Annotated in this window: 23 protein-coding genes; 13 read left to right on the forward strand and 10 right to left on the reverse strand. The window is 40.8% G+C overall.

Translation table 11 applies throughout. The features are described from left to right. Positions 1-214: 214 nt before the first annotated feature. The 4 genes from V6259_RS08485 to yciH all read right to left on the reverse strand — a co-directional run bounded on the left by V6259_RS08485 (position 215) and on the right by yciH (position 3,450). A complete protein-coding gene (locus V6259_RS08485) occupies positions 215-1,216 on the reverse strand; it encodes an ABC transporter substrate-binding protein (RefSeq protein WP_341584194.1) in 1,002 nt (333 codons plus the stop codon). 263 nt (positions 1,217-1,479) lie between these two features. Continuing rightward, positions 1,480-1,881, reverse strand: coding sequence for an acyl-CoA thioesterase (locus V6259_RS08490; protein WP_341584195.1), 402 nt, complete (start codon positions 1,879-1,881; stop codon positions 1,480-1,482). A 17-nt stretch (positions 1,882-1,898) separates the two neighbouring features. Next, a complete protein-coding gene (locus V6259_RS08495; protein WP_341584196.1) occupies positions 1,899-2,906 on the reverse strand; it encodes a GGDEF domain-containing protein in 1,008 nt (335 codons plus the stop codon). Positions 2,907-3,099: 193 nt separating this feature from the next. After that, positions 3,100-3,450 (reverse strand): stress response translation initiation inhibitor YciH, encoded by a 351-nt coding sequence (gene yciH / locus V6259_RS08500; RefSeq protein WP_133012959.1) that lies wholly within the window; start codon positions 3,448-3,450, stop codon positions 3,100-3,102. Positions 3,451-3,582: 132 nt separating this feature from the next. Between yciH and V6259_RS08505 the strand changes: the two genes are divergently transcribed. Then, entirely contained in the window at positions 3,583-4,113 is a 531-nt protein-coding gene (locus V6259_RS08505; protein ID WP_341584197.1) for a GNAT family N-acetyltransferase, read from the forward strand. Here the strand turns inward: V6259_RS08505 and V6259_RS08510 are convergent. The 3 genes from V6259_RS08510 to V6259_RS08520 are packed head-to-tail and all read right to left on the reverse strand — an operon-like array spanning position 4,106 to position 6,404. Further along, positions 4,106-4,834, reverse strand: coding sequence for a pseudouridine synthase (locus V6259_RS08510; RefSeq protein WP_341584198.1), 729 nt, complete (start codon positions 4,832-4,834; stop codon positions 4,106-4,108). The two genes, V6259_RS08505 and V6259_RS08510, sit on opposite strands and share 8 nt — an antisense overlap. Next, positions 4,831-5,769 (reverse strand): D-2-hydroxyacid dehydrogenase, encoded by a 939-nt coding sequence (locus tag V6259_RS08515; RefSeq protein WP_341584199.1) that lies wholly within the window; start codon positions 5,767-5,769, stop codon positions 4,831-4,833. Before V6259_RS08515 ends, V6259_RS08510 begins: the two co-directional genes overlap by 4 nt. Next, positions 5,766-6,404, reverse strand: a complete 639-nt coding sequence (locus tag V6259_RS08520) for an arylesterase (RefSeq protein WP_341584200.1) — start codon at positions 6,402-6,404, stop codon at positions 5,766-5,768. The genes V6259_RS08515 and V6259_RS08520 overlap by 4 nt, the downstream gene beginning before the upstream one ends. A gap of 28 nt (positions 6,405-6,432) precedes the next feature. On the opposite strand from V6259_RS08520, the gene V6259_RS08525 reads away from it, so the two are divergent. The 3 genes from V6259_RS08525 (at position 6,433) to V6259_RS08535 (ending at position 12,008) form a co-directional block, all read left to right on the forward strand. Next, on the forward strand, positions 6,433-7,116 hold the full coding sequence (locus V6259_RS08525; protein WP_133012954.1) for an ABC transporter ATP-binding protein: 684 nt from the start codon (positions 6,433-6,435) through the stop codon (positions 7,114-7,116). After that, on the forward strand, positions 7,113-9,572 hold the full coding sequence (locus V6259_RS08530; protein WP_341584201.1) for an ABC transporter permease: 2,460 nt from the start codon (positions 7,113-7,115) through the stop codon (positions 9,570-9,572). Before V6259_RS08525 ends, V6259_RS08530 begins: the two co-directional genes overlap by 4 nt. A 72-nt stretch (positions 9,573-9,644) precedes the next feature. Then, positions 9,645-12,008, forward strand: a complete 2,364-nt coding sequence (locus V6259_RS08535; protein ID WP_341584202.1) for a DNA polymerase II — start codon at positions 9,645-9,647, stop codon at positions 12,006-12,008. 79 nt (positions 12,009-12,087) lie between these two features. Here the strand turns inward: V6259_RS08535 and V6259_RS08540 are convergent, their stop codons facing one another. Next, positions 12,088-12,858 carry a TatD family hydrolase gene (locus V6259_RS08540; RefSeq protein WP_341584203.1) on the reverse strand — a complete coding sequence of 257 codons (771 nt, stop codon included), beginning with the start codon at positions 12,856-12,858 and terminating at the stop codon, positions 12,088-12,090. Beyond that, positions 12,858-14,048: an EAL and HDOD domain-containing protein gene (locus V6259_RS08545; protein ID WP_341584204.1), complete on the reverse strand. Its 1,191-nt coding sequence runs from the start codon at positions 14,046-14,048 to the stop codon at positions 12,858-12,860. Before V6259_RS08545 ends, V6259_RS08540 begins: the two co-directional genes overlap by 1 nt. A 116-nt stretch (positions 14,049-14,164) precedes the next feature. Here V6259_RS08545 and V6259_RS08550 point away from each other — a divergent pair, with 116 nt between their 5' ends. The 6 genes from V6259_RS08550 to V6259_RS08575 all read left to right on the forward strand — a co-directional run bounded on the left by V6259_RS08550 (position 14,165) and on the right by V6259_RS08575 (position 18,754). Next, a complete protein-coding gene (locus V6259_RS08550; protein ID WP_133012949.1) occupies positions 14,165-15,097 on the forward strand; it encodes a chemotaxis protein CheV in 933 nt (310 codons plus the stop codon). Positions 15,098-15,179: 82 nt separating this feature from the next. Then, on the forward strand, positions 15,180-16,004 hold the full coding sequence (locus V6259_RS08555) for a sulfite exporter TauE/SafE family protein (RefSeq protein WP_341584205.1): 825 nt from the start codon (positions 15,180-15,182) through the stop codon (positions 16,002-16,004). Between the two features lie 149 nt (positions 16,005-16,153). Next, positions 16,154-17,149, forward strand: a complete 996-nt coding sequence (gene hemH, locus V6259_RS08560) for a ferrochelatase (protein WP_341584206.1) — start codon at positions 16,154-16,156, stop codon at positions 17,147-17,149. A 4-nt stretch (positions 17,150-17,153) separates the two neighbouring features. Then, on the forward strand, positions 17,154-17,870 hold the full coding sequence (locus tag V6259_RS08565; protein ID WP_341584207.1) for an HAD family hydrolase: 717 nt from the start codon (positions 17,154-17,156) through the stop codon (positions 17,868-17,870). A gap of 11 nt (positions 17,871-17,881) precedes the next feature. Beyond that, positions 17,882-18,196: a hypothetical protein gene (locus V6259_RS08570; protein WP_341584208.1), complete on the forward strand. Its 315-nt coding sequence runs from the start codon at positions 17,882-17,884 to the stop codon at positions 18,194-18,196. Between the two features lie 48 nt (positions 18,197-18,244). After that, positions 18,245-18,754 carry a DNA topoisomerase family protein gene (locus tag V6259_RS08575; RefSeq protein ID WP_341584209.1) on the forward strand — a complete coding sequence of 170 codons (510 nt, stop codon included), beginning with the start codon at positions 18,245-18,247 and terminating at the stop codon, positions 18,752-18,754. A gap of 1 nt (position 18,755) precedes the next feature. On the opposite strand, the gene V6259_RS08580 is transcribed toward V6259_RS08575, so the two are convergent. Further along, entirely contained in the window at positions 18,756-19,646 is an 891-nt protein-coding gene (locus tag V6259_RS08580) for a TIGR01777 family oxidoreductase (protein ID WP_341584210.1), read from the reverse strand. Positions 19,647-19,842: 196 nt separating this feature from the next. On the opposite strand from V6259_RS08580, the gene V6259_RS08585 reads away from it, so the two are divergent. Genes V6259_RS08585 through V6259_RS08595 form a run of 3 tightly spaced genes read left to right on the forward strand, consistent with a single transcriptional unit; the run spans position 19,843 to position 22,289 of the window. Then, a complete protein-coding gene (locus V6259_RS08585; RefSeq protein ID WP_133012942.1) occupies positions 19,843-20,223 on the forward strand; it encodes a sirohydrochlorin chelatase in 381 nt (126 codons plus the stop codon). Between the two features lie 36 nt (positions 20,224-20,259). After that, complete coding sequence (locus tag V6259_RS08590; RefSeq protein ID WP_133012941.1) at positions 20,260-21,651, forward strand: Wadjet anti-phage system protein JetA family protein; 1,392 nt, start codon at positions 20,260-20,262, stop codon at positions 21,649-21,651. Continuing rightward, positions 21,651-22,289 (forward strand): DUF4194 domain-containing protein, encoded by a 639-nt coding sequence (locus V6259_RS08595; RefSeq protein ID WP_133012940.1) that lies wholly within the window; start codon positions 21,651-21,653, stop codon positions 22,287-22,289. Before V6259_RS08590 ends, V6259_RS08595 begins: the two co-directional genes overlap by 1 nt. Positions 22,290-22,294: the final 5 nt, after the last annotated feature.

Raw genomic sequence — 22,294 nt, forward strand, 5'->3', positions numbered from 1 at the left:
TTCTTAAGCTTTAATATCCATCGCCTATGTTTTTTCTAATCATGACGGCAATCATAAAACAGCTTGCACGTGTTATTTCTCAGCAAAATGAGGATGAGACTTACACCCAATAGATTTTGGATTGTATGCTTGAGAGTCTAAAAAAGCCCAAATCACTGGCCTATCAAAAGCAGTAATTTGGGCTTATCCGATTTACTTGGTCGCAATAGATTATTTAGGATTCAAGCGCTTTTTCTACTTTAGAGGCGGCGTCTTTAGATATCCATTTTTGCCAAATTTCTGGGTATGTGTTTAAAAAGTAATACATTGCTGTTTCTTCGTCTGCTTGATTCTCTTCCATCCAAGCAAGTATCTTGCTCATATCATGATTGGTAAAACCACGATGTTGGAAATATTGATAAGCTAGCGGCTCTTTCTTGGCAAAAGATTCTGTGGTGACGGTGTACACAGGAGCAGCCGGATACATGGTGACTTTTGGTGTCAGACAATCAGGCTGAGTTGTGCAGTTGCGATATTCTTTCTCATCGACACCACTCCCAAAGTCGACTTTAACCATATCGTATTTACCAAGCACAGGCGTTGGTGACCAGTAGTAACCAAACCAAGGCTGTTTACGGTCGTAAGCTTTAGCAAGCGTCCCAGCAAGTCCTGCACCAGAACCTGGATCAATCATTTCAAAACCATGTTGACCTAGCTTAAGCGCGTTGAAAAGATGCTCTGAAGTGATTTGGCACGTCCAACCAGCGGGGCAGCCATAAAAAGCGTATTTAGTTTCACTCTCTGGATCTACAAATAAACTAGCGTGCTTGATAACGCCTTGTATTGTCGCCATTTCAGGGTATTTTTTAACTAAATAAGCGGGAACCCAAAAGCCTTCCTCGCCACCATCTACCAAAGATTTTCCTGCATAACGTAGGCGTTTTTCAGCAACGCCTTTATCCAGTGCTTCTTTTATTCCGTTTGTCCAAAGTTCTGGGGCAATATCCGGTTGACCTTTTTCAATCATGGAGATGCCTGTTGGAACGCTATCGCCAGGGATTAACTCTGCATCACAATTGTACCCATTATTCAAAATAAATTGATCCACATGGGCCATGAGGCTTGCGGAATTCCAGTTCATATCCGCTATGGTGAATGAACCACAACTAGCTGCACTGGCATTAGCTGAGAAAGCTGATACCAATAAAACTGGTAACATTGAAGGCAATATCTTCATGAGACTGGATTCCTTAGTGATTGTCAGAATCTCTAATTATATACATAAGGAAGAATAAGAATAAATGCGCTTAATAAAATCATATTGAAAATATTCACTTAGTCGTTAATTCGTAATTTACACATGCAGATCAACGTGCTTTCACTATGGAAGGTGTAGAGAATTATCATAAATTAAGAGAATAAGTACGATATTATTTTAGATGGGGAGGTCAGCGCTAAGGCTGACCTGTTGGTGCTTGTATTTTGTGGGTTACAACAATGTTAGAGCAGGGCATTGGCTTGTTCAAAAATAATGGGCTTTCCAGCGGCGGTAATAGACGCAATAGTCATTTTGGCAGACAAGAATTTATTACGATCTGAGTCTAAGATAGTTTGGTGAAATACAAATTTAAAGCGTGAAATCCTTTCTACAAAGGTTTCAATAAAAAAATCATCGCCGCTTTTCAGTGAGCGCTTATATTCTAGCTCTGCTTTCATTAGTACTAGATGTATTCCACTTTGCGTTATTTCTGCGAAATCCAGACCTCTAGATTTTATAAAAGAGTGACGAGCGTGTTCTAAATAGTTTTGATAAACAGAATTATTGACGATCCCTTGCATGTCACATTCGTAATCTCTAACGCTAAAAAAACTAGTATGAAACAGAGTGGTGCTGTTGGGCATAACATGTCCTTAATATTTTAACGGTCTGATGTGCGGTTTTTACCTGACTGTTTTGCATGTTGTAGATTATCACGGGCTCTTTCTAGTAAATCATTAGGGCCTTCTTGCCCTAAGATTGTTGCTATTCCAAGAGAAACGGTTACTTGAGGCATGTGGATTTTACTTTGTTTATAACGAATCTTTTGTTCCGATACCTTTTGACGAAGTAGTTCTGCAAAGCTGTGTGTGAAATCTAACGGGGCTTCATTGAGAAGAATGGCAAAGGTGCCGCCTTCAAATCTTGCCATAATGGCTTTTTCTAACTTAAATGATTTTATTAATTGAGCAATATAGCGAATCAGCCCGGTTCCAGCGCGCTTTCCAAATTGATCGTTAATTAGTCCTAGATCATCAATATCCAACAAGATAATACTCACGTCATCTTCTGCGTCAGGTAGCCATTTATAAAGATAGCGTTCCAAGCCTTTTTTGTTATGTAGTTGAGTGAGTTCGTCAATTTCTATGTGTTTCTTAATGTCTTCAAATTCAACTTTTAATTGAGCCAGCTCTTCTTGAACTTGAGACAGGGATTGATTGAATTGATTAGCTTTCTGGCTAGCCGATAGTGCACCTTGTTCAAGATAGTGGATTACTTTCTCAAGATGCTCATTTTTATCGGCACGTTTTAGTATTTTTTGACTTTTAGTCAAAACAGCCGACAGTTCGTCAAGCCCATTACTCATGTTTTTTGAAGAAGACTCAACATGAGTAACGATGGATTTCAGTTTGTTTTTCTGAGTGTATCCTTCTTGGAACTCATCAGGCAGCAAAAACTCATGAAATAACTCACGCGATAAATAGCCGGGTAGATTACCCAGTTTTCGCAAGGTGCCATCCATAATTTGATTTAGTTTTTGGTTTCTATTAGAGACGTATTCGTACCATATGCCATAGTTATATGGAGTCGGCGCTATGTCTAACTTAAGCATCATAGGGACTGCTTTTTGCATTAATTCTGTGGCTTTCGTAGGGTTTTCGTTCTGCATCAGGACCTCTATACAGAGAAAAACTTACCAAGAAATCCATTCCATAGGGTAAGAACATGAGCACGATAATGGTCAAATAATCGTGTTTCTATTTATAATTTTATTAACTATATCGTTCTAAAGAAAAATCACCAATTAGAGTCTATAATGATATCGGATAAAATTTAGAATACGTTAATTATTTCTATGCGAATTATGGTTGTCCACCTGAAAACTTACTTTTTATCCCTTCTTTCTCTAGAAGTTCTTTTAGCTTCAGCCTGCTATCGCCTTGTATTTCAATTTGGCCATCTTTTACTGCGCCTCCAGTACCGCACTGAGCTTTTAGCTTTTTACCGAGTATCTTTAGTTCATCTGATGACATTGCAAGGCCAGAAATAATAGTCACACCTTTGCCTTTACGGCCTTTGGTTTCCAGCGTGATTTTGACGTTGCCATCGCCGATCACTTCTGTGTTTTTGCATGTACAATGGTCAACGGGCTCTTCACAATGGGGGCATACACGACCTTGATCGGTTGAATACACTAGGTTTCTTTTTTTCATTTGTGTTCCGCTCTATGTATTTGATACAGGTAGCATTTTATCAGTTATAAAATAGGAGATCACATAAGAATTCAACATAAATGTCGTAATATAACCTAAACTAAATAAGTTGATGCCATAGTGTACTAAGTTATGAAAAGTGTAATAAAGAAGTCATTGATAATTAGACGGGCGACTGAAGCTGACATTGATGAGATTCTCTTGTTTGAGGCTCGCAATCAGTTATGGTTTGCTCAATTTTTGCCTCAAAAAGCGTTAGAGAAGCTGGATAGGCATTACTTCAAAAAACAGTTTTCTGTTTCGAGTCAAACATGGCATTACCTTATTTACTCAGGAAATAAGCAGTTGATTGGTCGCTTTTGCGCTCAACTTTTGGATGCTGGCGAGAAGACGATTGAAATAAGTTATCGCCTTGAGCAAAAATATACCAAACAAGGCATTGCTCAATATGTGTTGAAAAGACTGCTGCTAATATTCTCATGTTATGAGGTGAGTACAGTCTATGCCTATGTCGGAGAAGCGAATGAATCATCCATTCGTTTGCTTCTTTCTTGTGGTTTTGTTCATTCCACGACTGAGGTGCAATCGATCAAATTGTCCACCGGAATACAAGATGGATTAAGCTTCAAATGGGAAAGTAGTCCGTATCAAGTGCTTAATTAATCTTATACTGCTCCAATTTCGCTAGCACGGTTAACAATTTATGATCGAGCTGGGCATCGAATGTCATTGTGCGATGTGTATCAGGATGGAAAAATGTTAGCGAGGATGCATGTAACATAAGGCGCTGTTCGTCTGGCCAAGCTGCTCGAATAACTTTATTTACATGACGACAGCCATAACAGCTATCACCCACTAAAGGGTGAAATTGATGTTTAAAATGACGCCTAATTTGGTGCTTTCGGCCTTGCTTTGGCGTCACTTTAACCCAGCTTAAACGCATAGAATCATAGCGGCTTACTGGGAAAGGAAGCTCATAATGTTGCAAACAAGAAAACGCTGTTTGAGCCTCTTTCTCAGTCCCTTCTATTTTAAAACGAGACTTGCCTTTTTGCTCATTGAGTTTTGCTAATGGATAATCAACAACGCCATTTTCAGGACACAACCCTCTTACCAAACAGTGATAGGTTTTAGCCGTGGCTGCATTAGCAAATTGATCAGATAAATACCTCGCGGTCTGAGGCGAAAAGGCCATCACCAGAACGCCAGATGTACCACGATCTAAGCGATGAACAGGGAAAACCCATTGTCCTGTTTGGTCTCTTAATCGCTGCACGACGGCATCTTCTTCCGCTTTATCAAGCTCGGTTCGGTGAACCAATAAACCTGCCGGCTTATTGATTACGACCAAATACTCATCTTGAAATAAAATCTCTAGATTCATATGGTTTCTTCAGAAAAACGTTTTATTTTCGCCATTCCAATATCCACTAAAGATTGCATTGCTTCAGCGCTAGCCCAGGCAACATGGGGCGTGAGTAAGAAGTTTGGTAGCTTCGTCAGCTTCTGTAGAGGGTGATCTATTGGCATAGGTTCTTGTGTAGCAACATCGAAGCCAGCCGCGGCGATTTTTTTATTGGTGAGTGCATCCGTTAATGCTATTTCATCGACTAAGCCGCCACGGCCTGTATTTATTAAGACGCAGTTCGATTTCATTATCTCAAATTCGTCATAAGATATAATGTTTTTAGTTTTATCGGTTAGTGGGCAATGCAAAGTAACAACATCGGCGATTTTTAATGCTTGCTCAAAGTCGGTATAACCGGGGCGCACGAGTGGCGCATTTTTATGTTCTATAAAGATAACTTTCATAGAAAAGGCATCGGCAATTTTCGCTACTTTTTGCCCTAGGTTGCCATTACCCATGATAGCTAAAGTGGTATTGGCTAGGTCTTGAATGGGGTGGTCTAAAAAGCAAAAGAACTCTGCTTCTGCCCAGCGCCCTTTTTTAACATCTTCAAGATAGGAAGTAAGATTACGACGCAAGGCTAAAAGAAGTGAAAAAGTATGCTCTGGAACACTGATGCCAGAATAGCCATCAACATTTTGCACGCTGACATGATTTTCTTCGCAAGCCACCTTATCTACATTATTGGTCCCCGTTGCCATCACTTGCACCAGCTTTAATGTAGAGCTGGATTCAATAGCCGCTCTGTTAACCTCGACTTTATTGGTCAAAACGAAGTCTGCCGCTTCGATTCTCTCAATCACCTCATTTGGATGGGTGTTATCAAATTCTGTTATATGGGTAACACAATCAGGGTAGACAATATTGATTGATTTAGGAAAAGATCCACGGTCTAGGAATACTGCTTTCATTGTTTTTTCTCTTTATCTAACAATTGAATAAGGTAGGGTAGGACATTCTTTAGCACTACTTTTTGGCCTTCTGCCGTAGGGTGTAGTCCATCTTGTTGCATTAATGTTTTATTTAACGCGACATTCTTGAGCATAAAGGGCATGTAATTTACATCATATTGATCTGCAAGCGTTTTATAAAGCCCAAAAAACATGTCTGTATAGCGTTTTCCATAGTTTTGAGGAATACGATTACCAATCAACAGGACGGTGGAATTAGCGAGTTGAGCTTGCTCAATCATTTTACCTAGATTTAACGTGGTTTGGTCCAATGGGTAACCTCGTAATGCATCATTGGCACCAAGCTCAATAACTACCCATTTTGGGGCGTATTGTTTAAGCAATGCTGGAAAGCGTGATAGTCCACCTTGGGATGTTTCACCACTGACACTGGCGTTTTCGATGACAACATTGGGATAAGAATGTGCAAGTGGCTTTTTTAACAAACTTACCCAGCCTTCTTGTTGTCGTAAATTATGAGCAGCACTCAAACTGTCACCCATAATGAGCAGCGTAGAAGCAGCATGTGCCGCATTAATATTAAGTGTTAACATCACAACGATTGAGCTGAGCAGAAGCCGTATTTTGAATGGCATAAGAAACCTTAAGTGAGACTACTTTTCTATGGATAATATTACCGCACTTCAAACACACAACTTAACGCATACGGTAACGTCGAAAACTGGCGATTTAACCATATTGAAAGGAATCGACTTAGAAATCAAGGAGGGTGAGTCTGTTGCCATCGTTGGTTCTTCAGGTTCTGGCAAGTCTACACTGCTTGGTTTACTTGCGGGGTTAGACCGAAATACGTCAGGCGATATTACGCTTTATAACCATTCCTTGACGTCGTTAAGTGAAGAAAAACGTGCGTTACTACGTGGTGAGTACGTTGGGTTTATTTTTCAGTCTTTTCATCTTTTACCAAGCTTAGAAGCCATTGAAAATGTAATGTTGCCTGCAGAGTTAAAAGGCGACAAACAGGCTCGTCAAAAAGCAGAGCGACTACTAGAGCAGGTTGGCTTATCTCATCGTTTAACGCATTACCCTCGGCAACTGTCTGGTGGTGAGCAACAAAGAGTGGCCATTGCGCGCGCTTTTGCCTCTGAACCTAAAATACTGTTTGCTGATGAACCCACGGGGAATCTTGATGAAGAAAACGGAAAAACGATTATCAATTTATTGTTTGACCTAAATCGGTCTCAAGGCACCACGCTTATCATGGTAACCCATGATAATAAACTCGCCAGTATGTGTGATCGCCAACTTATTATGTCAGCGGGACAGCTCAAGGAAGGTTCTCTATGAATTTTGCCCTGCGCTTTATTTTCAGAGAAATGAGAAGCAGCGAGGTCATTACGTTAATCGTAGCGCTCATTATTTCTGTTGGTACCGTGACGTCAATTAGTTTGTTTGTAGATAGACTGCAATTGTCTTTCGAACAAGAGTCCGCCAATTTATTAGCCGCTGATCGCTTAGTCCGTTCAGATGAACCGATACTGACAGAGTGGCGACAACAAGCTACTGATTTAGGCTTGGAGCAAGCTTCTCGTGCTTCGTTTGCGACCATGATTTTTGCTAACAACAAATTACAGCTTTCTCAAATTAGCGCCGTGAGCAATACCTATCCTTTGAAGGGCACCTTTCTGGTAGACACTCAAATATTTGCCAAAGGGTTTGCTTCTAGTCAGTCACCTCAGCAAGGTCAAATATGGCTATCATCTCGATTAGCCAGTTTGTTAAACGTTAACATTGGCCAAGAAGTTGAGGTAGGTGATAAAAAACTTACTGTATCGAAATATCTTGTCCTTGACCCTGGTTCTAGTACTTCTGCGTTTGCGATATCGCCTCGTGCAGTTATGAATGTGGCTGATGTGGCGGCAACGAATGTGATCATTCCTGGTAGCCGAGTTCGCTATTCTTTGATGCTAGCCGGCAACAGGGACAAACTTAATCAGTATGAAACTTGGATTCAACCGCAACTAAAAGACGGCCAACGTTGGCAAACACCGAAACAAAAAGGTCAACGCATCGGCCAGACAATTGATAAAGCAGAGTCATTTCTACTATTAGCCGGAACCTTGGCGGTTGTGTTATCGGGTGTCGCCATGGCGTTGGCTTCATCACGATTTGTGAAGCGTCACCTAATGCAGGTAGCCGTGTTAAAAACCCTCGGGGCAACACCGCGAGCACTGGCTAAATTGTTTTTGTTACAACTGCTGTTTCTTTTTGTGATTGGGGCTTTGGGGGGAATAGTCGGTGGTTGGTTAATACAGGAAGGCATTTCCTCACTGCTTTCCAGTTTGATGACTACCACTTTGCCAGAGCCGTCAGTGAGTAAACTTTGGCTGGGAATTGCCACCGGTTTTATTTCTTTAATTGCTTTTTGTTTACCACTTATTATTAGACTTATTCAGATATCGCCGCTTTCTGTTTTACAACCTGCGGCTCGTGTGGAAAAAAATGCATTAGCAATTTACGTTGTTGGTTTTATTGGGTTATACGGGCTAATGTGCCTTTATACCCAAGGTTTTATGTTGCCTAGCATTATGACACTGGCAATCGGCGGTGTTGGATTGGTCGTCTCCATTCTTGGTTGGGTCATGTTCAAGCTAGGGCGATTAGCCACTTCTGGCGCCACTAGTGGTTGGCAAATTGGTTTGGCGTCTCTTTACCGCCGATTAACGCCCAATTTATTTCAGTTATTGGTGTTTACGCTGATCATTATGTTAGGACTTATCTTGGTGGGCATAAAAACCAGTCTGGTATCTGATTGGCAAGCTCAACTCCCTAAAGATGCACCTAACCACTATTTGTTTAATGTTCAAGCCAATCAAGTGGAAGGTATTAATGACATCTCCCAACAATTAGGTCTTACGTCTTCTAGTTGGTTTCCTATGGTGAGAGGCCGCATTACTAAGGTGAATAATGACCGTATCGAAAAGCTTTATCCTGAAGGAAAATCTGAGCCAGAACTTTTTGAACGAGAAATGAACCTCACTTGGGCTGACCAAGTAGGAGAGGGAAATAAAGTCGTCGCGGGAGATTTTCATGCAAACGGCATTTCTTTAGAGCAAGAAAGGGCAAAAGAAGCCGGCATCACAATAGGAGATAAACTGACGCTTAATATTGGCGGTATTAGTTATACCTTGCCAGTAACCTCGATCCGAACGGTTGATTGGGGGAGTATGCGTCCTAACTTCTATGTCATTGTACCCAAGCAAATACTGTCGCATTACCCAGCAAACTTTGTCAGTAGTTTTTTTATCAAAGCGGGTCAAGAGCAGGCGTTTTATAAAGCCATGTCTGGTTATCCGACGGTATCTATTTTGAACGTTGGTGATTTAGTCAAACAAATTCAAACTATCATTGGGCAGCTTTCCCAAGCCATTCAATTGGTTTTACTTTGCATTCTAGCGGCTGGGGCTTTGGTTCTGATTGCTAGTATTGGTTCTACGCTTGAAGAGCGTCGCGAAGAAGGCGCCTTACTGAGAGTGCTTGGTGCAAGAGCATCATTGGTTAGACAAGCCTTAATAGTAGAATTTGGCTTTCTAGGGTTGTTCTCAGGCATCATCGCTGCGATAGGTGCTGAAGCTTCTTTATATGGTGTGCAAACGTTTGTATTTAAGACGGAAGCGAGCTGGCACCCTTTGCTTTGGGCGCTAGGGCCTATTATTGGGGTGCTGCTGATAACAAGCATAGGTGTATTCGCCAGTCGAACTGTGTTAAAAGTGCCGCCAATGCTTCTATTGCGGGATTTTTAACGGCAATTTAACCAGACAGCTCACACAGATAACTTATACAAAATAACTTACACAAGACAATTTGGTTTATTAATGTTTGTAGAAAAAAATGGCTATATCATTAGTCGTCATACCAAAGAGGTGAATGGGCAGCTTGAAATGAGCCTGTTTGTCAAAACACCGGAAGGCACTGTTCAGGTGTTGCCTGACCGACAGTTCAGTACTTTTTTTAGTGATGCGCCGCAACATTATTTTCCGAATAATTTATCGGGCGTGCGCATTACTGAGCCAAGTTTTCGGGCCTTTAATGACCAGTATGTCACCGCTATTCAGAGCAAAAGCTTGGTGCTCCACCAGCAAATGGTTGCCTTAGCCAAAAAAGGGGGTTATGGCGTCTATGAAGAAGATATAAAAGCCCATAATCGTTACTTGATGGAACGTAATGTTCGAGGAAGCATTCGTTTTATTGGTATTCCAGACAGCAGTGGTCAACGCTATACCCAGGCTAAAGTCATTCCCGGCGAATGGCAGCCAGATTGGAAAGTTTGGTCATTAGACATTGAAACGTCGGTTACCAATAATTGCTTGTTGTCTATTGGCATAACATCTAAGAATAAGGCGACTTCTAGTAATCAAAGAATTGCCTTTGTTGTAACGGATCAATTGGTGAATTCCGATATTATTAGAGCCTATCCTAATGAAAAAGAATTGCTTCTCGACTTCATTCGTTTCGTAAAAAAATATTCTCCAGATATATTTATTGGTTGGAACTTAATTGGCTTCGATCTTAACTTCATTAACCAGCGTTGTGAGTGTTTAGGCATTAAGCCGTCTTTTGGTGTGAATGGCGAAACATGGCGCATTCATTCTTCTGATAATCAAGGCAAGTATTTTGCCACTATTCCTGGGCGTGTTGCGCTGGATGGTATCACTCTGCTGAAAGTGGGTGGTTATCATTTTGAGTCTTATAGCTTAAACAATGTGAGTAAAGAGATTCTGCAGGACCAAAAGCTGCTTCATGGTGATGGTCGTTGGCAGGAAATAGAGCGATTGCATCAAGAAGACCTGCAAGGTTTTGTCGATTACAATTTACAAGATTGTGATCTGGTTATGAAAATTTTTGAAAAGTTAAAGCTTATTGAATTGCAACAAACTCGGGTAGATTTAACCGGCATTCCTTTTGAACAAACCGGTGGTTCTGTTGCCGCGTTTGAGAACTTATATTTACCACGGTTGCATAAGGCCGGCTGGGTTGCGCCTGCTTGGCGAGACGATGTCTTTGTGTCGAGTCCCGGTGGTTTTGTGATGTCATCGATACCCGGTTTGTACAAAAACGTACTCGTGTTCGATTTTAAAAGCCTATACCCAAGCATCATAAGAACCTTTTACATAGACCCATTGGCTCGAATTACCGCAGGGCAAAACAAGAATTCAACGTTGTTAACTCAAGAAGAAGATTTAGTACCTGGCTATTTAGGTGCAAGCTTTAACCGTAAAGAAGCCATTTTGCCGGAGCTGGTTACTGAGCTTGCTCAAGCAAGAGAAAAAGCGAAGCGGGAGGGCAACGATATACTGAGTTATGCCATTAAGATTATTATGAATTCGTTCTACGGCGTACTTGGGTCGAATGTTTGTCGTTTTTATCACGCAGAGTTAGCGAGTTCGATCACAATGCGTGGACATGAGTTACTTGGGCGCACTCAACAATGGATGGAAGAGCGGGGCGCTAAAGTTATTTATGGTGACACAGACTCTCTTTTTGTCACATTACATGATCAAAAGACGGATCCCAAAATATTAGGTCAGCGCTTGTGTGAGGATATGAACGCGTTTCTAACTGAGTGGTGTCAAGAATACGCGCACTTGGACTCTTATTTGGAACTTGAATTTGAACGTGTTTATGACCGCTTCTTTATGCCGACGATACGTGGTCAAGAAGAGGGCAGTAAAAAGCGTTATGCCGGGCTTTCTAATGGTGAACTTGTTTTTAAAGGTCTAGAGGCCGCCAGAACGGATTGGACGAAATTAGCTCGTGAATTTCAGCGAGAACTGTTCAAGAAAATATTCAACGATGAAAACCCCATCGATTATATAAAAGACATTGTTGAGAAACTCAAAGCCGGAGAGTTCGATGAACAGCTGGTGTATAGCAAGCAACTAAGCCGGCCGTTAGCGTCCTATAAAAAGAATATCCCGCCCCATGTTAGAGCCGCGGCTATGATCGACGCAAAAAGAGCGGAGCTAGGTCAGCCATTAGAATATGACAAAGGTCGTAAGAGGGTGAGCTATATTTATCAGCACCGGGGTGTCGTGCCGTTTGAAAGTTCAGCAGATTTAGTGGATTTGGATTATGAACATTACATTAGTAAGCAGATAGAGCCGATTGCGGACAGCATATTGACGTATTACAAGTCCAGTATGGAAGCCATTCTGAGTAAGCAAATATCGCTTATCTAGTGACTATTCATCCAGTAAGGGTCATACCACTTCGCGGCAGTTTTTAAAGGCTTGTCGCGAAGTGAGGCTACTATTGTTATTAAATAGAAAAAAGGCGTTTGGTGTTGTTCGTCGTCTGTATTATCAATTCATTGATAGGAATGTCTTTAAGTTTTGCCACTTCTTCTGCTACCCAAGGAAGGTATTTTGGGTGATTCTTTTTAGGTCTTGGTCGAATCGTTCTTGGTAGAAGATAAGGCGCATCAGTTTCAAGCAGTAATCGATCAAGCGGAATATGAGGCACGGCTTGTTGCAATGATAATCCCCGTCGCTCATCGCATACCCAGCCCGTTACGCCAATATAAAGTCCCAGCTTTAAATAATTTTCTAGCTGCTCGATACTGCCAGTAAAACAATGAATCACACCTTGAATGTGCTCTTTACCTGCTGCTCGTAGCATACTGAGCATGTCTTCATGGGCATCCCGTTCATGAAGGTAAAGAGGCAAATTGTGGTCCAGTGAAATCTGTATTTGTTCTTCAAAGGCATAACGTTGTTCAGTGGGTGTTGAGTAGTTACGATTAAAGTCTAATCCTGTTTCACCAATGGCAATAGGGCGATTTACCTTAATCAATTCATTGAGCGTACTGACACTTTGTGAATTCCAAGTATTGGCATGATGAGGATGGCAACCAGAAGTAAACCACAATGAAGGCTGATCTAAACAAAGAGTCTGTAAGAACTGGCTTTCTTTCAAATCAGAGGAAATGCAGACCATGCCTTCAACGCCAGCGAGTTTACTTTGCGAAATGGTTTCTTCTAAATTGTTAAGAAAAAAGTCATGTTGAATGTTTACGCCGATATCTATCATTATATTTGGTAAATCTCTTTTGCGGCTTTTAAGCTTTCAATATAAAGCTTGCGTAGCGAATTACTCGATAAATTAATGTCTGCTAACGCTTCTAGATCTATTTCATCCCAGCGTCCCGCTTCATAATCCTTAGCCAGTAAGAGAATCTCTCCTAGATCCCCTTGATGTTTAGTTAGTGCTAAGACGAGGCTTTCGTCTAATGGCAAATCTTTGAGAATGTCTTCAATGGATGACCCAAAAAAGTTGGGTAAGTATGAAAAAAGACCAACTAAAAAAGCACCTTCAACATTGGAGTAGGCATTTTTTGCAATGCTGTCACAAAAGCACGCTCTGTTGACGGCCATTGAGAATAAACAATTGGGTTGCCCATCAACGCTGCTAAGCATCGCTAACGTCACCCATTTAATAAGGTCTTTGATACCAATAATTTCAATGGCTCTTTGTACATTATGCACATTGAATTGACGATGATACATAACGCTCTTTGTTAGCTTTAATACACGATAGGCGAGAGTGGCATCTCGTTCGATACAAGCGGATATATCGCGTATGGATGATCGTCCATTTTGGAGGTGTGACAGTAAATCGATTAAAATAAGTCGATAGCCTGGAATGTTACTCCCTTTAACAGGAATACTCTCCGCCAAGAAGTCGCCGCTAAACCAGCGAACATGAGTGTTATCGTCTAGTTTTTGAAACGCCTCGCGGCTTTGAATGTGACTAACCCAAATTTCTTTATGGATTAACCCTTGATGCCTATCCACATTCAATACGCTATTCAATTCGTATTTTTCGAGGCTTAGTTCTATGTACGTGAAAAGATCAAAGAAAGGCGTCCCGAAAAATCTTAATGAAAAGTTTGTTAACCCGAGCTCATAACCATCTAATTGTAAGCCAGACAATATTTCGTTGTCTCTGTCTGGTACTAAAGTTGTTGTGTCGAAAAAAAGCACAAAGCGTAAAGAAGAAGTCGGCGCTGGTAAATTCGCTACATCATGAATAGCAACTTGAATAAATATAGGCTGATGTTTGATCGCATCGACAACGCTTAGGTCTGTGAATAGTAAACTTAAAAAAGAATGCTTTTCTTCCTCTTCCATACTGTTGATATGAAACAAGTTATTCGCTTTTATCGAGGTCTTGTTATCTACCACGGCCTGGCGACTAAAAAGAAAATCTTTACTGATCATTAAATTGTCTCTGTAAGCGCAGTTAATAATAAAAAAATACTGTAACGTAAAGCTGAATACAATATCATGGTTACAATCAAATAGAATCCATATAAGCAAACCATCTGGAGTAGTATATGGCCGGAATGTTAGATGCCGTAGATCAGAGAACAAAACTAGTAGGTGAAAACCGATTAGAGCTGCTTATGTTTCGTTTAAGCGGAATGCAGACCTTTGCTATCAATGTTTTTAAAGTTCAAGAAGTCGTTAAACTTCCTCGACTGAATTTAATGCCTCATCGTCATCCATCTGTTGCCGGTGTGACTCATTTTCGAGGCCGTACTATCCCAGTTATTGATCTATCAGAGTCCATTGGCATGAGGCCAATGGATCGCACTCAGCCATGTAACTTAATTGTTACAGAATACAATAATACCGTGCAAGGTTTTATGGTTGGAGAAGTGGATAGAATCATAAATATGAATTGGACTGAAGTGCTTCCGCCACCTGATGGTGCAGGAAGACAGCATTATTTAACCGCGATTACTCGTGTTAATGAGCGCTTGGTTGAAATTATTGATGTAGAAAAAGTGTTGGCAGTAATCTCTCCATATGACACTTCTATTAGCGCTGATGTGATTGATAAAAGTTTAATGAATTTAGCAAACGACTTAGAGGTACTGGTTGTTGATGATTCATCTGTGGGCTTGTCTCAATGTCAGTCAACTCTCGATCATCTTGGTATTAAGGTCCACGTTGCGACTGATGGCAAAAAAGGCTTAGAAAAATTAAAAGCTTGGGCGGACAGCGGAGAAAACGTCCCAGACAAGTTGTTAATGATGATTACTGATGCCGAAATGCCGGAGATGGATGGCTATCGATTGACTCGTGAAGTGCGTGAGGATCCACGGCTTAAAGACTTGTATATTGTGCTTCATACTTCGTTAAGCGGAAGTTTCAATAAAGCCATGGTACAAAAAGTGGGCTGCGATGATTTCTTGTCAAAATTTCAGCCAGACAAATTAGCGACAGTGATTCAGGATCGCATTCGTAGTGTCATGGAGAAATAGCTTTTCTGCTGGTGGTCTAAAAACAGGCTGAGTGCCTGTTTTTTTGTTTCTAGATTCGATATTAGGGTTGGGTGATCATTAAGTGGAAATACAATTTCTTGTTTTGTTGTTTATTATTGGTGGCGTGGCAGGTTCTTTATACGCAACCACAAAGATACCAGCGCCTCTGTTTGTGATTCCGGTGACTCTTTTGTTTTTTCCAGCCGTTGGTTTTACACAAACAGGCGCCCTGTTGCCGATCATTGCCACTGCCATTACGTCTTTTATCCCGCTATTGTTAATGCAATGGGTCAGGGACATGAAGGCTCAAAAAGTAGACTATCAGGCTTTGATTGCTCTATCGCCAGGGGCATCAATGGGTGGCGTGATAGGTGCTCAAATTGTTTCTTTTATGACGCCTTTGTTGTTTAAATTCTCACTGAGCTTTGTTGTACTTACCTTGATGATATCGGTATTTTTGAATAGTAAGCAACTAGATAAGAGTGCAATAAAAAAGCCGTTAATGAATCTTAATAATCATTATTTGCGTATTCCTATTGGATTGTTTATTGGCATTGTTAGCGTTGTGGCTGGTGGAACGGGGAAAAGCTTAGGTTCTGCCATGTTGACTGGCACACCGGTAAATGAAAGGCACAGAGATTCGACGGCGGTAGGGCTGGCATTGTTTGTTTCTATTGCCGCTATGGTTGGCTTTTCATTTCCTGCTAAGCCATTTGATTACAGTTATCATGACGGGTTTATTGGCGCCATTCAGTTGTTGTCATGCCTTATCTTGGCAGTGAGTCAGTTGTTTTTTTATCTCTTATGTAGAAATAAAGGGAATAGCCTCGATAAAATGGTCTTAACCATAGGTCTGCTACTTTTTCTTGTGATTGCTGTGTCAAGAGTTTGGTTTATGCCGCTTTAACTTTATCGGAAGTTGTTACTAGGTAGCTTTGATTCAGGCTAGATAAATAATCAATGACGATTTATGTCACTGAAAATGATACACAAATACGATTTCTCTTACTATTTTTAGCGATATAATAATCGTTCAAAAGGATTAAAAGGTTTGTTATGAACAAGTCACCAAAATACGGTGTATTAATGATAAATTTGGGTACCCCTGATGCTCCCAAAACACCAGAAGTGCGGAGATTTCTTCGTGAGTTTTTATCCGATAAGCGAGTAGTCGATCTTAATCCTCTTATCTGGAAGCCTATTCTCAATCTCATTATATTGACGATCCGACCGCCCAAAGTGGCCAAAGTATATCAGCAGGTATGGATGGACGAAGGTTCACCCTTGTTGGTTTTGGGTAATCGATTAAAAGATCGGATTAAGTCTTCATTAGCATCGCAAAGTGGGGGCGCTGTTCCTGTTGAAATGGCGATGACATATGGTAACCCGAGCATGGAAGTTGCGGCCAATAAACTGCGTGCGGCTGGAGTGGATAAAATAGTGGTTATTCCTATGTACCCTCAATTTTCAGCGACAACCACTGCCGCGGGATACGACAGGTTAATGGCCTCTTTGAAACAATGTCCGCATTGGCCTGCGTTGCAGTTGATACAAGATTATGCAGATCATCCTTTGTACATTAAAGCACTTGCTAACTCGGTACGTTCTCAATGGAAGAAACAAGGTGAGAGACGTCATTTAGTACTTTCTTATCATGGTATTCCCAAACGTTATGTTACAAATGGGGACCCTTATTCTAAGCGTTGCGAAGCGACCAGTGAATTAGTAGCAGAAGAACTTGGTTTAGGCGATAGTGAATGGACGCATGTTTATCAATCTAGGTTTGGCCGTGAAGAATGGCTAAAGCCTTACGCTGATGCCACGTTAAAAGCGATGCCAGAAATGGGTATTAATAAAATCAATGTTATTAGTCCTGCCTTCTCGATTGATTGTATTGAAACGCTTGAAGAGGTCACTCTAGAGCTCGGTGATGAATTTAAGCACAATGGCGGCCTAGCTTTTGATTATATTCCAGCTCTAAATGACAGTGATGATCAGGTCGCCTTGTATTTAAGCCTAATTGAACAAAATACAAAACAATGGGAACAATAAAGTAATGACTAAAAGACACACCAAATTCCCCATTATCGCGTTTGATGCTGACGATACTTTGTGGCGTAATGAGGACATTTTTATGTCCGCTCAAAGTGAATTTATTGATTTACTGTCGCCATACCATGATGAAGAATTCATACGTTCTCACCTTGGCAGTGTGCAGATCAGAAACTTAACGCATTTCGGTTATGGTATTAAAGGATTTACGTTATCCATGATCGAAACTGCAATAGAGCTGACAGAAGGCCGAGTGACAGGCACTGAAGTACATAGCATAATTGAGTTGGCTAGGAGAATGCTTGATGCACCAATAGCCTTGATTCCTGGTGTTAAAGAGGTTCTGAAAAAGCTTCAACGTGATCATAAATTAATGATCATTACGAAAGGTGATTTATTAGACCAAGAAAGTAAAGTGGCTCGTTCTGGTTTAGCCGATTTTTTTGATGTTATCGAAGTGGTGAGTGATAAAACAACGGCCACTTATCAAAAAATACTTGAGCGGCAAAATATAGCAATTACTGACTTTTTGATGATTGGAAACTCTCTTAAATCTGATGTATTGCCTTTGCTTGATATCGGAGCAACGGCCATCCATGTTCCATACCATACGACATGGGCGCATGAAGAGGTCACCGATGCCGAACTGTTAGAGTATTCAAAGTTGGTTACGCTGGAGCGTATTTCGCTATTACCTGATTGGTTGTCAAACAATAAGTAAGGGGTCTACCTATGCGTTTATTACCATTGTTATTATCTATTTTGTTACTGACTGCGCCGTTTGCTCAAGCGCAAGATAAAGCGTCAGACAGTCAGTTTGATAATGCTAAAGTGAAAGCAACAGAAATTTGGGATAAAACCAAAGATAAAACACTAGAAATTGCTCATAAAACCTCTGAGAAAGCATCTGAATACGGCGGTATTGCTGCTGATAAGACGAAAGAAACAAGCGTCACTGTTTGGGGAAAAATGAAAGAGTTAGGGTCTGCTGCCGCTGATGAGACTAAAAAAGGTGTGAAAAAAATACGTGAAGCCGCAGGTCAATAGACTAAAGAGACTGATGATAGTGACCAAGTTAAATGGGCAAGAATTCCTATGAGTCTCAAAGATGATAAAGCCAGCATTCCTTCAAGTTATTGGGAGCAGGAGTTTATATCACAAGATGATTCACAATTGGTTACGCCGAGTGTGCGATATCGCTGCCCAAAATGTGAAAGCCTACTTATTCAGAAAGAAGGTAAGAACGGCTTATTTTGGGGGTGCGAAGCTTACCCAGTCTGTGACTACACGGCCAATGATGAAAATGGCAAGCCTGTACGAGCTAAGCGTTTTTTATGCCCTGCTTGCCAATCACCGCTAAGACGGAAAACCTTCAAGGAAAATGCATTTTGGGGTTGCAGTCGTTATCCTGAATGCAAGATTACTGTTGAAGATGACAATGGCGTACCTTCTGGCAGTAAAAAATACCCTTGTCGTGAATGTGGGCATTATTTAGTTCGTAAAAAAAGTAAAAATGGTTACTTTTGGGGTTGTATCGAATACCCAAAATGCAATAACACACTAAACGATGAAAAAGGATTGCCCGTTCTAAGGCGTAAACGTTGATTTAAGAAGGGCGATTATTCTCAATGTCTATCAATGCCTCTTTTAAATCACTATGTTCGAAGTGAAATCCTTGGTGAATTAATCGCTTAGGGATGATTTTTGCCCCATTAGTAAGCAATGAAGCCATTTCGCCAAAGATTGCACGCAACACAAAGACAGGGATTGTAAAAAAAGCAGGCCGTTTAAGTGATCTCGCATAGTGCTGAGCAAATACTTTTTGTTTAACACAATGAGGCGAAGTAAGGTTATAAACGCCTTCATAGCGCTCATCGGATAGCGACTCTGTTATGGCTTTTAAAACATCCGCTAAATGAACCCAAGACAACCATTGTTCGCCGCTGCCTATTTTTCCACCTAATCCCAGTTTATAAGATGGTCTCATTTTATTTAAAGCCCCTCCATTTGCACCCAGTACGATACCTAAGCGGAATATGACGGTTCTACAGCCTATGTCAGCAAATTCAGTGGCTGCGGATTCCCATGCGGCACATAATTCATGAGAAAAATCATTCTCAGAATCGCTATATTCATCAAAAACAGCATTGGTATGACTGCCATAATAACCAATAGCCGACATGGAAATCATCGATTTAGGTGGTCTTTTCAATATGTGCTTAATTTTTTGCGTTAATGTTGTGCGGCTTGCTATAAGAGCCTCTTTTCGCTTCTCGGACCATGGTTTATCAGCAATGCCTTCACCGGCTAAATTGATAAACACATCAATGTCTTCATCAAGTTTAGTGAGAGAATCTAGAGTATATTGAGCGACAGTTTGGTCTAACCGATTGTCTACTTGTCTCACTACCGCCGTAATACGATGGCCTTTGCTTTGCAAAAGTGGGACAAGGGAGGTTCCAATAAAACCTGTCGCTCCAGAAATTAGAATATTCATCTCAGCCTCATTGATTTTAAGAGTTACTCTTACTAATACGATAAGAATATGAATTGGGATCAATAACTTCTGATTTCTAAATGAAAAATTGCATTTTCGACACAATATTTAAAAGCTGGGTAAGCTTTTTGTTTTAACGGCTTCTTTTTCTAAGGTAGGATGGCTAAAATGGAGAGCTGAAACATTAGGTATCAAAATGCTACACAATGAATACGATCACATCATACTTCTTGCGCATGGCAGTCCAGATCCATTATGGAAACAGCCTTTTGAAGCCTTGTATGAAAAAACGATAGAAGAATACGGTAAAGAACATTCTAGTTTGGCCTATATGGAACTGACTACTCCAACTTTGGAAGAGGTTGTTGGGCAATTAGATAAGAGCATTAGAAAAGTGGCCGTTTTGCCCTTATTTTTTGCGGTTGGCCGACACTTGAGACAAGATGTACCCGCTCAAATTAAAGCGTTACAACACGAGCATTTACAAATTGATCTTTTAGCGCCAATAGGTGAAGACACACTCGTTAAACAAGCAATGCATCATGCTATTGCTCGCCATTTGGGAAAAGAAGAATAATGTCATTTTTTAATGCTGATCTTTGGAGCACGATGAATGCTGTTTAAACACTTACCTGATGAGATATTTCAGGCGCTTTCAGGTTCTAATAGAGCATTGATCGAAGCCGTTTTATACGATCTTGCCGATGTTTTTTACGATCACGCAGAAGATCCAATTAAAGATAAATCGACCATCATAGAATCGATTGAAGATACTCTGCATAAGCTTGAAACCTTAGCTTGGCATGATGATCAAAAAGAAGCATTCGATTCTCCAAAAACGATTCATGATTACGCATTAAGAATTTATCATCGGCTGGTTAACACGGGTTGGTTAGTTGAAGAACAAGAGCTTTATCGGATTAGTGTCTTAATGACGCCGCAAATATCCATGCTATTACGCTCTCTTGTTGAAATTAGCCGACACGGTAAGCGTAATTACGGCGCTACCGTTCTGAGTATTTTGAGTAACTTAGAGTCGGTTGCAAAGCACCCAAAAGAGCGGGGGGTTACTTTAAGCCAATCAGCGGAAGCTTCTCGTGATTTCTCTGCGCATTTAAATCAGATTCTACTGGGTATTCGAAGCCTGCAACGTGAGCTGTTTGCGAGTCGTGACCCTAAAGCGATTGTCGCGGGTTTTTTTGACTTGTTTGTAGAAGGTATTTTGATAGCCGACTATAAGACCATTAAAACCAGTAACAATCCATTTCGATTTCGTCGTCAAATATTAGAGCACGCTCAAGAGTTTCTCGCTAACCCAGAACTGCTTCAAGATGTTTCTCAATGCTATGCTGATCAGCAACTTATTAGCATAGCGAAGGCTAAAATTCTTGTAGAGAAAGATTGTCGCGATATTATTCTTACGTTTAGCAACATTGAACAGCGTCTCGATAGAATCGATGAATACCGTTATAGACTTGAAAAGCGTGCTGCAGATACCGCTAGATACATGGACAGCTCTCGTCCAGGTATGGCAAATAAAATTGCGGGGGTGATATCCGATGTGGCGAAGTATGAGCACTTACCGATACTGAAAAATGTCGTCAGTGCCAAGTTTGTTGGTATGGAGTCGGCCGCGCAACCTATGCGACGACGCGATCCGCCACCACCAAGAGTCATGACTCCTGCTGAAGTCTCTGCTAGTGCTATTCAATTGCGGGATAAACAACGCCGTTTTCATGAGACGCGACAAGTTACGGTTGCCAAGCTGCAATCTTATTTAGAGCGACAAATGGAAGACCAAACCAATAAACATATTTTAGACTTTTCAATCCAGTCTGTTGAGGATTTTGTTTGTTTTGATCATTTAAGGTATGTCGGCTCTTTAGGGGTTACTGCTAAGAAAATCGAGAAAGCGTTTGAAATACGTTTTACTGAGCAGTTTTTAGATGTGCATAATTTTGTTGAATGTAGAGAATTTAATGTGGTCCGTAGGAGCGAAGCGTAATGCTTAGAGAATTAAAAAAAGTCGTCGAAGAGTCAGGGAAAGACGCTCAAGAGTTTCAGCAAACGGCTAACTTCGTTCTTGCTAACCAATTTGCCAGTGCCTTCAAGCATGGTCAGCGCAAACACTATTTATTATTAGAATCGTATCAAGATTATTTTGCCAAAATTTTTGATGCACTTGGTATGAAACTTTATATAAATGAAAATGAACGTTTGGCTGGTGTTCTTCCTGTTCAGCGAGAAGCGTTTGTACGTTTAAAAACAGACGAAACCTTATTTCTTCTTGTACTTCGTCAAATATACGAAGAAAAAATTGAAAATTTTGAAGTAGATAACGGCTTTGTTGCCACCAATACACACACGATTCTAGATCGCTATGTGCAGCTTGTGAAACGTGAAATTCCTAATGAAACACGTTTTAAAGACATTCTGGCATTGCTGAGTCGTCATGGCGTTATTATTCGCGGTAAGTCTTACGAAGAAGACAGTAAGAATTTCATTATTAATATAACGCCTGTTGTTCGGCTCATTGTGACTGAGGCTTATTTAAGACAGTTAGAATCTTTTAATGGTGCGGATCCAGACGAAGACGACATTGATGAAGAAGAACAAAACCCACAAGTAGAAAACCAGGAATAAAAGGC

The sequence above is a fragment of the Marinomonas sp. TI.3.20 genome (assembly GCF_038155025.1).
Lineage (GTDB): Bacteria > Pseudomonadota > Gammaproteobacteria > Pseudomonadales > Marinomonadaceae > Marinomonas > Marinomonas flavescens.

Coding starts and splice junctions, on each gene's coding strand:
- V6259_RS08530 (WP_341584201.1), top strand. CDS start 7,113: ATGAATTTTGCCCTGCGCTTTATTTTCAGAGAAATGAGAAGCAGCGAG.
- V6259_RS08570 (WP_341584208.1), top strand. CDS start 17,882: ATGCGTTTATTACCATTGTTATTATCTATTTTGTTACTGACTGCGCCG.
- V6259_RS08575 (WP_341584209.1), top strand. CDS start 18,245: ATGAGTCTCAAAGATGATAAAGCCAGCATTCCTTCAAGTTATTGGGAG.
- V6259_RS08510 (WP_341584198.1), bottom strand. CDS start 4,834: ATGAATCTAGAGATTTTATTTCAAGATGAGTATTTGGTCGTAATCAAT.
- V6259_RS08505 (WP_341584197.1), top strand. CDS start 3,583: ATGAAAAGTGTAATAAAGAAGTCATTGATAATTAGACGGGCGACTGAA.
- V6259_RS08590 (WP_133012941.1), top strand. CDS start 20,260: ATGCTGTTTAAACACTTACCTGATGAGATATTTCAGGCGCTTTCAGGT.
- V6259_RS08580 (WP_341584210.1), bottom strand. CDS start 19,646: ATGAATATTCTAATTTCTGGAGCGACAGGTTTTATTGGAACCTCCCTT.
- V6259_RS08485 (WP_341584194.1), bottom strand. CDS start 1,216: ATGAAGATATTGCCTTCAATGTTACCAGTTTTATTGGTATCAGCTTTC.
- V6259_RS08520 (WP_341584200.1), bottom strand. CDS start 6,404: ATGCCATTCAAAATACGGCTTCTGCTCAGCTCAATCGTTGTGATGTTA.
- yciH (WP_133012959.1), bottom strand. CDS start 3,450: ATGAAAAAAAGAAACCTAGTGTATTCAACCGATCAAGGTCGTGTATGC.
- V6259_RS08585 (WP_133012942.1), top strand. CDS start 19,843: ATGCTACACAATGAATACGATCACATCATACTTCTTGCGCATGGCAGT.
- V6259_RS08550 (WP_133012949.1), top strand. CDS start 14,165: ATGGCCGGAATGTTAGATGCCGTAGATCAGAGAACAAAACTAGTAGGT.
- V6259_RS08490 (WP_341584195.1), bottom strand. CDS start 1,881: ATGCCCAACAGCACCACTCTGTTTCATACTAGTTTTTTTAGCGTTAGA.
- V6259_RS08545 (WP_341584204.1), bottom strand. CDS start 14,048: ATGATCAGTAAAGATTTTCTTTTTAGTCGCCAGGCCGTGGTAGATAAC.
- V6259_RS08525 (WP_133012954.1), top strand. CDS start 6,433: ATGGATAATATTACCGCACTTCAAACACACAACTTAACGCATACGGTA.
- V6259_RS08495 (WP_341584196.1), bottom strand. CDS start 2,906: ATGCAGAACGAAAACCCTACGAAAGCCACAGAATTAATGCAAAAAGCA.
- hemH (WP_341584206.1), top strand. CDS start 16,154: ATGAACAAGTCACCAAAATACGGTGTATTAATGATAAATTTGGGTACC.
- V6259_RS08540 (WP_341584203.1), bottom strand. CDS start 12,858: ATGATAGATATCGGCGTAAACATTCAACATGACTTTTTTCTTAACAAT.
- V6259_RS08535 (WP_341584202.1), top strand. CDS start 9,645: ATGTTTGTAGAAAAAAATGGCTATATCATTAGTCGTCATACCAAAGAG.
- V6259_RS08565 (WP_341584207.1), top strand. CDS start 17,154: ATGACTAAAAGACACACCAAATTCCCCATTATCGCGTTTGATGCTGAC.
- V6259_RS08515 (WP_341584199.1), bottom strand. CDS start 5,769: ATGAAAGCAGTATTCCTAGACCGTGGATCTTTTCCTAAATCAATCAAT.
- V6259_RS08595 (WP_133012940.1), top strand. CDS start 21,651: ATGCTTAGAGAATTAAAAAAAGTCGTCGAAGAGTCAGGGAAAGACGCT.